Origin of the sequence: Streptomyces sp. NRRL F-4489 (assembly GCF_001509485.1) — a bacterium.
Lineage (GTDB): Bacteria > Actinomycetota > Actinomycetes > Streptomycetales > Streptomycetaceae > Streptomyces.
The window spans coordinates 1-12,553 of the sequence record NZ_LLZI01000244.1; the positions used below are offsets into that span (position 1 = coordinate 1).

Below are 12,553 nucleotides of genomic sequence, written 5' to 3' on the forward strand. Positions count from 1 at the left end.
CCCCCACGCCCCGTTCGAACGGCTCCGGCAACCGCGGCCGAACGAGCGCCCGCCGCCCCACCTCCCCAGGCCCACCAGGCCCACCGGGCTCGCCAAAGGGCCCACCAGCCCCCGGCACAACGCACCGCGCCACCAGCCGCCCCAGGTAATCCCCGGGCCCCTCCGGCGCCGCGGCGGGCGTCTCGGGGTTCCCGGGTGTCCCGGGCGTTCCGGGCCTCCCGGGCACCCCGGGTGTCATCTCAGCCATCCGCGCACAGCTCCAGGTAGTAGCGGCGGCGCAGCGGGCTCAGCGCCAGGATCTCGGGCTCGCTCCAGCCGTAGGCCGAGGCGAGCAGATGGACGTCCAGGAGGAGGTCCCGGGCCCAGGCGTCCAGTTCGGTCCACAGGTACGCGGCGATGTCCAGCTCGGCGGGGGTGGCCGCGCCGCACTGCGGGCAGGCGATCTCCAGCGTCAGTTCGGCGCCGGGGTCGGCCTGCTCGGCGGCCTCCGCGAAGCGTTTGAGCACCGCGTCGGGCAGCCGGGCCAGGTCATCCGCGGCGGCCTCCTGGCCGGACCGGTGGGCGGTCAGCGCGCAGCGGGCCGCGAGCAGCCGCCGGGCGGCCGTGGCGTCCGCCGGGCGCGCGGCGGCCACCGCGGCGAGGTCCGCGGGGCAGGGCAGCCGGAACCGCGCCTCCCACCCGTCCTCCGCCACCCGCAGCCCGCCCTCCGGCAGCCGCGGGCGCCGGGCCGCCTGGGCGCCGGCGTCCAGCTCGAACTCCAGCGCCGTACCGCACCCCGCCGCCGCGCAGTCGAGCGTGACCTCCATCCGGTCGCCGAACAGCGTCCGGCGCAGGGCGAAGAGGTCGGCCGCCCGCTCCCCGAGCGGCGCCGACAGCAGCGCGCCGGGGTCCGCGCCGGGCCGGGCCGCCCGGTGCAGCAGCAGGGCCCGGTCCGCGCCCGGCCGGTCCAGCCCGGCCTCCCAGGTGGCCAGCAGCTCCGCCGGCCCGGTGACCGCCATGCCTCCTCCCGCCGCCGCCGGTCAGGCCGGGTGGGTGAACGAGGGCTCCTCGGGCTCGGGCACCTCGTAGTCGCGCTCCCACCCCTCGCATTCCAGCTTCAGGCTCTGGATGGCCACCGCGTTGGCGTTGGCGTCCATCTCGCCCAGGACCTGGTACTCGCTCGGCCAGGACCGGTAGATCTTGTGCGAGACGGCGACCTGCCCGGCCTCGTTGAGGACCTGGATGACGATGTCCTTGCGGAAGTCGGCGAGCGAGACCTCCGAGCCGAGGCCGGCGCCGACCTGCCAGACCTTGTTGGCCCAGCGGTCGAACTCCGGGTCGTGGGTCACCCCGCGCTCCAGGGTGATGCCCTCGAACTCCGAGCGGCCCGGCGATTTGCGCGGTGAGCTGGGGTCGCCGCCGTTGCGGTGCTTGACGACCTCGGTGGTGCGCTTGAGCGGGCTGATCTTGCTGACCCCGGCGACCGTGCGGCCGTCCCACAGCACCAGGAACTTGAAGTTCTTGTACGGGTCGAAGCGATGGGCGTTGATCTTGAACTCAGCCATCGGAATCCTTCACGTCCTCAGCCATCGGTCCTTCACGTCCTTTGCCTGCGCGTCCGGAGAACGGGCGGAGCGGCCCTGGCGGCCCCTCTGGCCCCTACGGCCCTAGAGCTCGAACTGCCCCGCCAGCTGCTGGATCCGGACGATCACGAACTCGGCCGGCTTGACCGGCGCGATGCCGACGAGGACGTTCACGACCCCGTTCGCGATGTCCGCCTCCGTGGTGGTGTCCTTGTCGCACTTGACGAAGTACGCCTGGCGCGGGGTGGTGCCCTTGAAGGCGCCCTTCTCGAAGAGCGTGTGCAGATAGGCCGAGGCGCTCAGCCGGATCTGCTGCCAGAGCTGTTCGGTGTTCGGCTCGAAGACCACCCACTGCAGCCCGCGCAGCAGGCTCTCCTCGACGTGCAGCGCCAGCCGCCGCACCGGGACGTACTTCCACTCGCTGTCCAGCGCGTCCGCGCCCTCCAGCGTCCGCGCGCCCCACACCAGCGGGCCGGCCATCGGGAAGGTCCGCAGGCAGTTGATGCCGAGCGGGTTGAGCAGGCCGTTCTCGCGGTCGGTGAGGGTGACGGTCAGCCCGTGCACACCGGCCAGCCGGGCCTCGGTGCCCGCCGGGGCCTTCCACACCCCGCGCTCACCGTCCGTCCGGGCGATCACGCCCGCCAGCGCGCCGCACGGCGGGAAGGAACGCAGCCGGCCGGTCAGCGGGTCGGTGAGCTGGAGGTGCGGGAAATACAGGGCCGCGTGGTTGCCGCGCACCGCGTCGAACGCGCCGATCCCGGCCCGCGCGGCGTCCACACTGCCCCACGCGGCGGGCGCGTCGACCAGCAGGAACATCCGCCGCTCCTGGCACAGCCGCTGGGCCGCCGAGATCACCGTGGCCATGTCCTCGGCGGACTCGTACGAGGCCAGCTCGGGCAGCGCGAGCAGATTGACGTCCGGGACGTCGCGGAGCGCCTGGAGGCCGCTCTTGCGGGCCTCGCTGCCGATCAGGTCGCGCGGCCCGGGCGGATCGCCGTCCCGGCCGCCGCACAGCGGGAAGACCGGAGGGTTGACCGACGCCTCCAGCCCCAGGTCGTTGGCGCACTCGCCGACGAAGCGGACCACGTCGCCGGGGTCGGTGGAGCCGGCCACCACCTGGAGGCGGCGCCCGAAGGCGGTCACCCGGGTGCCGGCGAAGGCGTGCTTGCCGGGGGCGTCCGGCAGGGCGCGCAGCTTGTGCTCCAGCAGCAGCGCCAGGCCGGTGACGTCGCACGGCGGCTCGCCGTCGCAGTCCGGGTCGTAGAGCGTGAACTCGCGCTCCACGTCGCCGATCTTGACCGTCAACTCGACATTCAGGTCGGGGAGTTCGTGGTGGAACGGCTTGGAGACCGTACCGGACGGGTCCGGGCGGTCCTCGCCCACCGCGACCACCCGGATCAGCGCCGAACCGGCGTTGACGACCGTCTCCGCGAAGCGGCCGCTGCCGGGGTCCATGGACAGCCCGGCGAACGACTCCCGGGCGGTGCCGTGCGCGTCCAGCACCTGGAGGTTGAAGGTCTCCTCGGGACACGGGGTGTCGTGGTCGATGGCGACGCGCAGGCCGTCGCCCCACACGCCCGGCTCCTTGGCGTGCACCTCCAGGGCCGGGCAGCGGCTGCGGCCCTCGGTGGACTCCAGGACCGTACGGGCCTCCTCGCCGGTGCCGGCCCGGGCCACCCGGACGATCACCGCGACCGTCCCGCCGTTGCCGAAGAACTGGTGGACGGCGTACGAGACCGGGCTGCGCGAGGTCAGACCGCCGAATCGGCGTTCGAAATCGGCGAAGCTGGTGATCCTCACCGGCTGATTGAGCGGACCGCGCCGGGTGTGGCCGGCGAACGCGGTCACCGAGGTCGTCACGGTGGTGATGCTGCGGGTGCTGCTGGGAAGCTCTTCGACATAGACGCCGGGATAGGTCGTATGTGTCGGCATTCCCCCTCCAATCCCTTCAGGCACCGAGTGCGAGGACACCAAGAAATCGCGAAAGCCTGGGGAGGGGCGGCGGGAAGAAGGGGGAGGGGCGCGGGCACGGGCGGATTCCACGACCGCTCCCCGCGCCGGGCGCGGCCGGGCATCCCCCCACCACCCATCAAGTTCCCCCGTCTGCGTCCGGTGCGGAACGGCACGGATTTCCGTGGCCGAAGCCCGCACGGGACCAAGCCCCGAGCATGCGTCTGGCGGCTTGTGACTCCTGATGCGTAAGTGCTCAACGCAGTTTCCGCCAGGGGGAGTTGGAGGGGCAAGGAGCTTTCCGGACACCCCCTGCGGAGGTCCTGTGCGGACGCGTCGCACCTTCTTCCCAAACGGATTCCCGCTCTCCCGCGCACCGAACCGGTACGGCCCGGCGCACCGGATCGTCCCGCCCCGGCGCCCGAACGGCGCATGGCCACGGCGTGCACGGCGGATGGCGGTGGGGCGGCCCCCGGCCCCGTTCGGTCCTGCGAAATATCACCGGCGGACCGCCGCGAACCTGCGGAAAAGCGGCGGCGGAGTAAGTTGGCCAATAGATCTGTGACAGTAATCACCGCCGGAGTGTGATCTGCGATTTAGGGACGCCTGTCCGGCGGCGATACCCTGCGAGACGGACATGCCGCGTATCCGGACACCGTGTATACGCCTCCCCTGTGACAGCGCCGTCACGTTGCCCTTCGCGGCACGCCCATCGCAGACGAACGAACCGCGATCACTACGGCGATTCTGAGAAGACAAGGGACGGACGCGCGTGGACCTGTTCGAGTACCAGGCGAGGGACCTCTTCGCCAAGCACGGTGTACCGGTGCTGGCCGGTGAAGTCATCGACACGCCTGAGGCGGCGCGCGAGGTGACCGAGCGGCTGGGGGGCCGGTCTGTCGTCAAGGCGCAGGTCAAGGTCGGCGGCCGCGGCAAGGCCGGCGGCGTCAAGCTGGCCGACAGCCCGGACGACGCGGTCGAGAAGTCGCGCCAGATCCTGGGCATGGACATCAAGGGCCACACGGTCCACAAGGTGATGATCGCGGAGACGGCCCCCGAGATCGCCGAGGAGTACTACGTCTCGTACCTCCTCGACCGCACCAACCGCACCTTCCTGGCCATGGCCTCCGTCGAGGGCGGCATGGACATCGAGGAGGTCGCCGCCACCAAGCCGGAGGCGCTGGCGAAGGTCCCGGTCGACGCCAACGAGGGCGTGACCAAGGAGAAGGCCCAGGAGATCGTCGCCCAGGCCAAGTTCCCGGCCGAGGTCGCCGACAAGGTCGCCGACGTCCTGGTCACCCTGTGGCAGACCTTCATCAAGGAGGACGCCCTCCTGGTCGAGGTCAACCCGCTGGCCAAGGTCGCCTCCGGCGAGGTCATCGCGCTGGACGGCAAGGTCTCCCTGGACGCCAACGCGGAGTTCCGCCAGCCGGAGCACGCGGCCCTGGAGGACAAGGCGGCGGCCAACCCGCTCGAGGCCGCGGCCAAGGCCAAGGGCCTGAACTACGTCAAGCTCGACGGCCAGGTCGGCATCATCGGCAACGGCGCGGGCCTGGTCATGAGCACCCTGGACGTCGTCGCGTACGCCGGTGAGAAGCACGGCGGCGTCAAGCCCGCCAACTTCCTCGACATCGGCGGCGGCGCCTCGGCCGAGGTCATGGCGAACGGCCTGGAGATCATCCTCGGCGACCCGGACGTGAAGTCCGTGTTCGTCAACGTCTTCGGCGGCATCACCGCCTGCGACGAGGTCGCCAACGGCATCGTGCAGGCCCTGGAGCTGCTGAAGTCCAAGGGCGAGAACGTCACCAAGCCGCTGGTCGTCCGCCTGGACGGCAACAACGCGGAGCTGGGTCGCAAGATCCTCTCGGACGCCAACCACCCGCTGGTGCAGCGCGTGGACACGATGGACGGTGCGGCCGACAAGGCCGCCGAGCTGGCCGCGGCCAAGTAAGGGACGAGGGACAACCACAGCCATGGCTATCTTCCTCAACAAGGACTCCAAGGTCATCGTCCAGGGCATGACCGGTGCCACGGGCATGAAGCACACCAAGCTCATGCTCGGCGACGGCACGAACATCGTCGGCGGCGTGAACCCGCGCAAGGCCGGCACGTCCGTCGACTTCGACGGCACCGAGGTCCCGGTCTTCGGCTCCGTCAAGGAGGCGATGGAGAAGACGGGCGCCAACGTCTCCGTCCTCTTCGTCCCGCCGGCCTTCGCCAAGGCCGCCGTCGTCGAGGCCATCGACGCCGAGATCCCGCTGGCCGTCGTGATCACCGAGGGCATCGCGGTGCACGACTCCGCCGCCTTCTGGGCCTACGCCAAGGCCAAGGGCAACAAGACCCGGATCATCGGCCCGAACTGCCCCGGCCTGATCACCCCCGGCCAGTCCAACGCCGGCATCATCCCGGGCGACATCACCAAGCCCGGCCGCATCGGCCTGGTGTCGAAGTCCGGCACGCTGACCTACCAGATGATGTACGAGCTGCGCGACATCGGCTTCTCGTCGGCGGTCGGCATCGGCGGTGACCCGGTCATCGGCACCACCCACATCGACGCCCTCAAGGCGTTCCAGGACGACCCCGACACCGACCTGATCGTGATGATCGGCGAGATCGGCGGCGACGCCGAGGAGCGGGCGGCCGACTTCATCAAGGAGCACGTGACCAAGCCGGTCGTCGGCTACGTCGCGGGCTTCACCGCCCCCGAGGGCAAGACCATGGGCCACGCCGGCGCCATCGTCTCCGGCTCGTCCGGCACCGCCCAGGCGAAGAAGGAGGCCCTGGAAGCCGCGGGCGTGAAGGTCGGCAAGACCCCGTCCGAGACCGCGCTGCTGGCCCGGGAGATCCTGGCCGGCTGACGCCGACACCAAGTCCGGTGGCGCCGCCCCGTCCGGCGGCGCCACCGCGATACGGCCACGGGCCCGCACCCGGTGAGGGGTGCGGGCCTGTGGGCGTTTGGGGGCGGTGCGGGCCGGTGGCCGTTCCGGTCCCCGTACGCCGGGTGCCTTCCGGTCCGTACGCCGGGCGCCTTCCGGTCCCGTAGGCCGCCCGGGTCCGGTCAGCGGGCGTCGGGCGCCAGCCGGGCGCCGGGCGGCAGCGTCCGGTGCCCGGGCCGCCGGTGGCGCCGCTTCCCCGGGGCCGTCGCGCCCTGCTGCACCGCCACCGCCGGCGCCGACCCCGCGCGGGCGGACGGCCCGGCCGGCGCGGACGGCACGGACGGGACCGCCACGGCCGGGCGCCGGGGCGGCGGCCGGTAGCCGTCCGGCGTCCCCAGCGAGACCGCCAGCGCGGCCACCACCAGCACCCCGGCCGCGCCGAAACCGGCCCGGGTCGCCCGCCGGGCCCGCCGCTCCCCGGCGGCCCGCACCTCCCGCGCGGCCGGCGGCGCCACCGGGCGGGACGCCGCCAGCGCCGCCAGCCGGGCGTGCAGCACCGCCCCCTGCCGGTCCGGCGGCAGCCCCCGCAGCCCCAGCTCCGGCAGCTCGGCGGCCAGGCACTCCCGGGCGTGCGTCAGCCGCCCGGTCGCCGCCGGCGTACTGGCCTCCACCTCCACCGCCGTCCGGTGCAGTCCCAGCCCCACCCCGTCGTGCAGCAGCAGCGTCCGCCGGTACGGCACGGGCAGCGCCAGCAGCGCCGCCAGCAGCGCCCGGTCCGCCGGTGCGTCCGCCGGCGGCGCGGGCGTCCCCGGGCCCGGCCGCTCGGCCCGCCGCAGCCGGGCCGGCACCCGCCGCCACGGCGCCAGCGCGTACTCGTACGCCGCCGCCCGCACCCACCCCGCCGGATCCGGGTCCGCGGCCACCTCCGGCCACCGCTGCCAGGCCGCCTGGAACGCCCGCTCCACCGCCCGCCGCGCCAGCCGCGCCCGCCCGGTCAGCAGCACCGCCTGCTGCACCAGCGGTCCGGCGTGCGCCGCGTAGAGCGCGTCGAATTCCACTGACGGCGAGTCAGTTTCGTTGCCGCTCCGGGATTCTGATGTGGCGTCGGGAATTCCGTTACCAGTGGGGTGGCCGTCGCGCGTGGTCATGGCGGAAGTCTGGGAACGGCGCGGGGCGGAACTCACGCGACACGGCGGACGGATGCCCGGTACGTGGTGGAAAGGGGTGTTATTGGCAGCATGGCGGTGTGAGCCAGTTGACCGAACGCGGCACCACCCTCTCCTCGCACGGCCGGACCGCCGCCCGGCGCTCCTCGGCGATCGGCACCGCCGCCGTCAGCGGCGCCACCGCCGCCGGACTCGGCCTGGGCGCGCTCGCGGTCGCCGTCCTGCTGCTCTGGATCGCCTCCCCGTACCCCGACAGCGGCCCGTCCCGGGCGCTGCACCTGGCCGCCGGGCTGTGGTTCCTGGCGCACGGCGGGGACCTCGTCCGCACCGCAACGCTCTCCGGCGCCCCCGCGCCGCTGGCCGTCACCCCGCTGCTGCTCGCCGCGCTCCCGCTCTGGCTGCTGCACCGCGCCGCCCGCGACACCCTGGCCGCGGCCACCGCCGACCGCCCCGCCGCGCCCGGCACCGGCCCGGCGGCCGCCCCGCGCACCCTCCTCGGCGCCCTGCTCGCCGGCTATCTGCTGGTCGCCGCCGGGGCGCTGCTCTACACCTCGACCGGCGGGCTCCCCGCCGCCCCGCTCTCCGCGCTGCTCGCCGTCCCGGGCACCGCGGCCGCCACCGTCGCGGCCACCGCCTGGCACACCCTCGGCGCGGACGCCGCGGCCCTGCTCCCGGCCCGCGTCCGCACCGCCCTGGCGGCGCTGCCGCCCGCCGTCCGCGCCGCCTGCACCGGCCCCCGCTTCGCCACCGCCCGTACCGCGGCGGCCGCCGCCACCCTCGCCCTGCTGGCCGCCGGCACCGCGCTCACCCTCCTCGGGCTGGCGCTGCACGCCGGGCGGTTCGGCGGCGATCTGACCCGCCTCGCCCCGGACTGGGCCGGCCGCGGCACCCTGCTGCTGCTCTGCCTCTTCCTGCTGCCCAACGCGGCGGTCTGGGGCGCCGGCTACGGCCTGGGGCCGGGCTTCACCGTCGGCACGGGCGCCGCGGTCGGGCCGCTGGGCACCGCGCCGCGTCCGCCGCTGCCGCCGTTCCCGCTGCTCAGCGGCGTACCGGACCCGGGCCCCGGCTCCTGGCCGGGCTGGCTGGCGCTGGCGGTGGTCCCGGCCGCGGCGGGCGCGGCGCTGGCCCGGTACGCGGCCGGGGACGGGCACCGCTCGTGGCGGCGGACGGCCGGTACGGCGGCGGTGGCGGCCGGGCTGTGCGGGCTGGCGATGGCGGTCCTGGCCGCGCTGGCGGGCGGCGCGGTGGGCCGCGGCGCGCTCGCCTCGTTCGGCCCGGTGTGGTGGCTCACCGGGCCCGCGGCGGCCGGCTGGGCCGCGCTGACCGGCGTGCCCGGCGCGCTCGCCCTGCGGGCCTGGCGGCGGCACACGGCGCGGCGGATGACGGAAGACCGGCCCCCGGCGGCGGAGGACCGGCCCCCGGGCCGCGCCCGCCGCATCGGCCTGCCCTTCCGCCGCCGCACCACCGGCTAGACCCCGCTGCCCCCTAGGGCTGCTGCTGGCTGAGCAGCGGCCGGAGCTGCGGCGGCAGGAGCTGTTCGCAGGACTTGGTCGCGGCCCGGGTCAGCGCGTCGTTCACGCAGGTGAAGTACGGGCGGTAGACGAGCTGCACGGTGAACGTCGCGGCCACCATCATCAGCGCCAGCGAGGCGGCCACCAGACCGGCGACCGCGGCGGTGGTCTGCGGCCGCACGCCGGGGCCCGGGACGCCCGGCGCTCCCGGGGCGCCGCCAGGACGGCCCGGCGCGGACGCGGCGCCGCCGGCCGGACGGCCCTCCGCGGCGCCACCGGACGCCGCCTGCTTCGGCTCCGGCTTGCCGCGCAGCGCGCTGATGCCCCAGTACAGCGAGAGCGCGCCGAGCAGCAGCGCCACCTCCGGCAGGCTGAACAGCACGAAGAAGAACGCCCACATCCCGGCCAGCAGGGCGTAGCGGGCCCGGCGCTGGAGCGGGTCGGTGGGGTCCCAGCGCAGTCCGCCGGGTCCGCCGCCCTGGCCGCCCGGCCCGCCCGGTCCGCCCTGGCCGCCGCCCCGGCCCGGCCGGCTGCCGAACCCGCCGCTCTGCCGGCCCGGCTGGCGGCTGCTCCACTGGCTGCCCCAGGCCGGCGGCTGGCCGGGACGCCCCTCGCCGTTCCCGCCGTCGCCCTCGCCGCCGTCCTCCCGGGCGTGCCCGGTGAGGTGGGGGCGCGGGCGCCACTCCTGGTCGGGGGCGCCGGCCGGCGGCGGCGCGAAGGGGTTGTCGTCCCGGTCGTCGCGGCCGCCGCGGCCGGAGCCGGCGGGCGCGGAATCCGGGGCGGACGACGACGAGCGCTCGCGCGGCAGCAGGACCGCCCCGGGGGCGGTGACGGGCTGGGGGTACCACCCGGCGGTGGCGGCGGGGGACGTGAGGAGAGCCGCGCGGCGGCGTCGGTCCGGCATCTGGAGTGAGTCTTCCCCTTGTCGTGGGCGTCCGTCCGGCAGGTGGGCCGGGCGGGCGGTCACCGTGAACTGCATGCGTGCTCCCGCCCGACGCTACCTCCCGTGCCCGCCCCCGTCCCGTGGGGGCCGCACGGAGTGCCGGTATCGTTGCTGACGGTCGGCGCCTTCGTAGGGTTCCCCGGATTCCCGCTACCCCTCGCTTTGTACGACCGCACAAACTCCACACCCCACCTGTCCAGCCCCGTACGACCTGGCGAGAAAGACCCCACCGTGGCCTCCTCCCCCCTTCCCGCTCGTCCCGCCGGCTCCGCCCCGGCCCGGATCGTGGTACTCGTCTCCGGTTCGGGCACCAACCTCCAGGCGCTGCTCGACGCCATCGCCGAGGAGGGCGCGCAGGCGTACGGCGCCGAGATCGTGGCGGTGGGCGCGGACCGCGCCGGGATCGCCGGGCTGGCGCGCGCCGAGCGGGCCGGGCTGCCGGCGTTCGTCTGCCGCCTCGCGGACTACCCCGACCGCGCGGCCTGGGACGCGGCGCTGACCGCGGCGACCGCCGCGCACCGCCCCGACCTGGTGGTCTCGGCCGGCTTCATGAAGATCCTCGGCCCGGAGTTCCTGGCCCGCTTCGGCGGCCGGACGATCAACACCCACCCGGCGCTGCTGCCCAGTTTTCCCGGTGCCCACGGCGTCCGCGACGCGCTCGCGTACGGTGCGAAGGTCACCGGCTGCACCGTCCACTTCGTCGACGACGGGGTCGACACCGGACCGATCATCGCCCAGGGCGTGGTCGAGGTCCGGGAGGAGGACGACGAATCCGCGCTGCATGAGCGCATCAAGGACGTCGAGCGCTCGCTGCTCGTCGAGGTCGTGGGGCGTCTGGCCCGGCACGGCTACCGCATAGAGGGACGAAAGGTACGTATCTCGTGACCGCCACCGAAGGTACGCAGCGGCCCATCCGCCGCGCGCTGGTCAGCGTCTACGACAAGTCCGGGCTGGAGGAGCTGGCCCAGGGGCTGCACGCGGCCGGCGTCCAGCTGGTCTCGACCGGATCGACGGCCGCGAGGATCGCCGCCGCCGGGGTGCCGGTCACCAAGGTCGAGGAGCTCACCGGCTTCCCGGAGTGCCTCGACGGCCGGGTCAAGACCCTGCACCCCAAGGTCCACGCCGGCATCCTCGCCGACCTGCGCCGCGAGGACCACCAGCGGCAGCTGGCCGACCTCGGTGTCGAGCCGTTCGACCTGGTCGTGGTCAACCTCTACCCGTTCCGGGAGACCGTCGCCTCCGGCGCCGCCCCCGACGAGTGCGTCGAGCAGATCGACATCGGCGGCCCCTCGATGGTCCGCGCCGCCGCCAAGAACCACCCCTCGGTCGCCGTGGTCACCAGCCCCGAGCGCTACGCCGACGTCCTCGCGGCCGTCCGGAGCGGCGGCTTCGACCTCGCCGCCCGCAAGCGGCTGGCCGCCGAGGCGTTCCAGCACACCGCCGCCTACGACGTCGCCGTCTCCTCCTGGATGACCAACGTCTACGCGCCCGAGGAGGACGGCCCGGCCCTCCCCGCGTTCTTCGGCGGCACCTGGGAGCGCCGCAGCACCCTGCGCTACGGCGAGAACCCGCACCAGGCCGCGGCCCTCTACACCGACGGCCGGCCGGGCGGTATCGCCAACGCCGAGCAGCTGCACGGCAAGGAGATGTCCTTCAACAACTACGTGGACACCGAGGCCGCCCGCCGCGCCGCCTACGACCACGAGCAGCCTTGCGTCGCCATCATCAAGCACGCCAACCCGTGCGGTATCGCCATCGGCGCGGACGTCGCCGAGGCGCACCGCAAGGCGCACGCCTGCGATCCGGTCTCCGCGTTCGGCGGCGTCATCGCGGTGAACCGCCCGGTGACCGTCGCGCTGGCCGAGCAGGTCGCGGAGATCTTCACCGAGGTCATCGCCGCCCCGGACTACGAGGACGGCGCGCTGGAGATCCTCGCCCGGAAGAAGAACCTCCGCGTCCTGAAGGTCGAGGGCAGCCCGCACCAGCCCGGCGACCTCAAGCTGCTCTCGGGCGGCGCGGTGCTCCAGCAGACCGACGTCTTCCAGGCCGCCGGCGACGACCCGGCCACCTGGACCCTCGCCAGCGGCGAACCGCTCCCCGAGGCCGAGCTGGCCGAGCTGGCCTTCGCCTGGAAGGCGTGCCGCGCGGTGAAGTCCAACGCCATCCTGCTCGTCAAGGACGGCGCGTCGGTCGGCGTCGGCATGGGCCAGGTCAACCGCGTCGACTCCTGCAAGCTCGCCGTGGAGCGGGCCGGCGCGGAGCGGGCGCGCGGCTCCTACGCCGCCTCGGACGCCTTCTTCCCGTTCCCGGACGGCCCGGAGATCCTGATCGAGGCGGGCGTCCGCGCGATCGTCCAGCCCGGCGGCTCGATCCGCGACGAACTGGTCGTCGAGGCCGCCAAGAAGGCCGGCGTCACGATGTACTTCACCGGCACCCGCCACTTCTTCCACTGAGGTCCCGCATAACCGCACAACGCTGAGGGCCGCACCCCCGTCCAACGGGGTGCGGCCCTCAGCCGTACGCGGCGCCTACGCGCAACGCCCGC

At 74.5% G+C, this 12,553-nt stretch carries 10 protein-coding genes; 5 read left to right on the forward strand and 5 right to left on the reverse strand.

Translation table 11 applies throughout. The annotated features are described in order from the left end of the window. Window positions 1-239: 239 nt before the first annotated feature. From ADL22_RS23895 to ADL22_RS23905, 3 genes are all read right to left on the reverse strand, one after another. Window positions 240-998, reverse strand: a complete 759-nt coding sequence (locus tag ADL22_RS23895; RefSeq protein ID WP_066983476.1) for a hypothetical protein — start codon at window positions 996-998, stop codon at window positions 240-242. A 21-nt stretch (window positions 999-1,019) separates the two neighbouring features. Then, a complete protein-coding gene (locus ADL22_RS23900) occupies window positions 1,020-1,544 on the reverse strand; it encodes a phage tail protein (RefSeq protein ID WP_016574124.1) in 525 nt (174 codons plus the stop codon). Window positions 1,545-1,646: 102 nt separating this feature from the next. Beyond that, a complete protein-coding gene (locus ADL22_RS23905) occupies window positions 1,647-3,494 on the reverse strand; it encodes a phage tail sheath family protein (protein WP_066983479.1) in 1,848 nt (615 codons plus the stop codon). A 790-nt stretch (window positions 3,495-4,284) separates the two neighbouring features. Here ADL22_RS23905 and sucC point away from each other — a divergent pair. Continuing rightward, window positions 4,285-5,463 (forward strand): ADP-forming succinate--CoA ligase subunit beta, encoded by a 1,179-nt coding sequence (gene sucC, locus ADL22_RS23910; protein WP_066983482.1) that lies wholly within the window; start codon window positions 4,285-4,287, stop codon window positions 5,461-5,463. A gap of 22 nt (window positions 5,464-5,485) precedes the next feature. Next, complete coding sequence (gene sucD, locus ADL22_RS23915; RefSeq protein WP_066983485.1) at window positions 5,486-6,370, forward strand: succinate--CoA ligase subunit alpha; 885 nt, start codon at window positions 5,486-5,488, stop codon at window positions 6,368-6,370. 200 nt (window positions 6,371-6,570) lie between these two features. On the opposite strand, the gene ADL22_RS23920 is transcribed toward sucD, so the two are convergent. After that, on the reverse strand, window positions 6,571-7,536 hold the full coding sequence (locus ADL22_RS23920; RefSeq protein WP_234430839.1) for a hypothetical protein: 966 nt from the start codon (window positions 7,534-7,536) through the stop codon (window positions 6,571-6,573). 98 nt (window positions 7,537-7,634) lie between these two features. Between ADL22_RS23920 and ADL22_RS35815 the strand changes: the two genes are divergently transcribed. Then, window positions 7,635-9,026 (forward strand): DUF6350 family protein, encoded by a 1,392-nt coding sequence (locus ADL22_RS35815; protein ID WP_199836365.1) that lies wholly within the window; start codon window positions 7,635-7,637, stop codon window positions 9,024-9,026. Between the two features lie 13 nt (window positions 9,027-9,039). On the opposite strand, the gene ADL22_RS23930 is transcribed toward ADL22_RS35815, so the two are convergent. Beyond that, window positions 9,040-9,969: a hypothetical protein gene (locus ADL22_RS23930; protein WP_066983488.1), complete on the reverse strand. Its 930-nt coding sequence runs from the start codon at window positions 9,967-9,969 to the stop codon at window positions 9,040-9,042. 270 nt (window positions 9,970-10,239) lie between these two features. On the opposite strand from ADL22_RS23930, the gene purN reads away from it, so the two are divergent. After that, window positions 10,240-10,893, forward strand: a complete 654-nt coding sequence (purN, locus tag ADL22_RS23935) for a phosphoribosylglycinamide formyltransferase (protein WP_066983491.1) — start codon at window positions 10,240-10,242, stop codon at window positions 10,891-10,893. Next, window positions 10,890-12,461: a bifunctional phosphoribosylaminoimidazolecarboxamide formyltransferase/IMP cyclohydrolase gene (purH, locus tag ADL22_RS23940; protein WP_066983494.1), complete on the forward strand. Its 1,572-nt coding sequence runs from the start codon at window positions 10,890-10,892 to the stop codon at window positions 12,459-12,461. Before purN ends, purH begins: the two co-directional genes overlap by 4 nt. The last annotated feature ends 92 nt before the right edge of the window (window positions 12,462-12,553 follow it).

Excerpts from the sequence above, each read along its gene's own strand:
- ADL22_RS23895 (WP_066983476.1), bottom strand. The coding sequence starts at position 998 with ATGGCGGTCACCGGGCCGGCGGAGCTGCTGGCCACCTGGGAGGCCGGG.
- ADL22_RS23900 (WP_016574124.1), bottom strand. The coding sequence starts at position 1,544 with ATGGCTGAGTTCAAGATCAACGCCCATCGCTTCGACCCGTACAAGAAC.
- ADL22_RS23905 (WP_066983479.1), bottom strand. The coding sequence starts at position 3,494 with ATGCCGACACATACGACCTATCCCGGCGTCTATGTCGAAGAGCTTCCC.
- sucD (WP_066983485.1), top strand. The coding sequence starts at position 5,486 with ATGGCTATCTTCCTCAACAAGGACTCCAAGGTCATCGTCCAGGGCATG.
- ADL22_RS23920 (WP_234430839.1), bottom strand. The coding sequence starts at position 7,536 with ATGACCACGCGCGACGGCCACCCCACTGGTAACGGAATTCCCGACGCC.
- ADL22_RS23930 (WP_066983488.1), bottom strand. The coding sequence starts at position 9,969 with ATGCCGGACCGACGCCGCCGCGCGGCTCTCCTCACGTCCCCCGCCGCC.